At 73.2% G+C, this 1,093-nt stretch carries 2 protein-coding genes; both read left to right on the forward strand.

The genetic code is table 11. The annotated features are described in order from the left end of the window. A partial coding sequence (locus RH94_RS07245; protein WP_199880889.1) for a cbb3-type cytochrome c oxidase subunit I occupies positions 1–538 on the forward strand: 538 nt, incomplete at its 5' end. A gap of 3 nt (positions 539–541) precedes the next feature. Then, positions 542–1,084, forward strand: coding sequence for a hypothetical protein (locus RH94_RS41215; protein ID WP_073946807.1), 543 nt, complete (start codon positions 542–544; stop codon positions 1,082–1,084). The last annotated feature ends 9 nt before the right edge of the window (positions 1,085–1,093 follow it).

Raw genomic sequence — 1,093 nt, forward strand, 5'->3', positions numbered from 1 at the left:
GCTGGACTTCCACGTCACCGACTCGTACTTCGTGGTGGCCCACTTCCACTACACGGTGTTCGGCACGGTCGTGTACGCGATGTTCGCCGGCTTCCACTTCTGGTGGCCGAAGTGGACGGGCAAGATGCTCGACGAACGCCTCGGGAAGATCACCTTCTGGACGCTCACCGCCGGCTTCCACCTGACGTTCCTGGTCCAGCACTGGCTGGGCGCCGAGGGCATGCCGCGCCGGTACTCCGACTACCTCGCGGCCGACGGCTTCACCATCCTCAACACCCTTTCCACGATCGGGTCGTTCGTGCTGGGCCTGTCGATCCTGCCGTTCTTCTACAACGTGTGGCGGACCGCCAAGTACGGCAAGCCGGTGGAGACCGACGACCCCTGGGGGTACGGCCGTTCGCTGGAGTGGGCCACGTCCTGCCCGCCGCCCCGGCACAACTTCGTCTCCCTGCCCCGGATCCGCAGCGAGTCCCCCGCGTTCGACCTGCACCACCCGGAGATCGCCGGGGCCGCCGAGGCGGAAGCGGCGGCGAGGTAGGCCATGTCGCACGCCGTTGCCGCACTGGGAGCCGCCGCGCTCACCGCCGGCGGCTGCATCTGGTACGTACCGGCCCTCGCCGACCTGCGGGCCGGCGCCGACCGGCCCGACTCCCGGCGTCTCGCCGCCGCGGCCTGCGTGACCGGCTGGGCCGGCGCCGGGATGGTCGTCGTACTGCTGCTCGTGGCCGAGGGCTGGTGGACACCGGCCGTCACGGCCGTCGCCGTCACCGCCGCCGCGGCCGCCCTGCGCCTGTACGCCGCCGTAAAGCGCGGACGCGAGGCGCGGGAGGCCGCGCACCACTGGGCGTCGCTGGGTCACGTTCCGCTCCCGGCCGGCACGGGCCGCTCCCGGAACGTCGTCGCCGCCGTCGTGGGCTGCGGCATGGCCGCCGCCGTGGCCGTCGCGGCCTGGCAGGCCACCTCCGGTTCGGGCGGCGGCGCGAACTGGGCGACGGCGGCCGTCGCTTCGGCCACCGTCATGGGGGTGTTCCTCGTCGCGGCGGCCGTGTACGCCCGGGCGGCTGTCCGAGGGCCTCGGCGTTAGCCGCCTGGG

Source organism: Streptomyces kebangsaanensis, from assembly GCF_001906585.1.
GTDB classification, from domain to species: Bacteria; Actinomycetota; Actinomycetes; order Streptomycetales; family Streptomycetaceae; genus Streptomyces; species Streptomyces kebangsaanensis.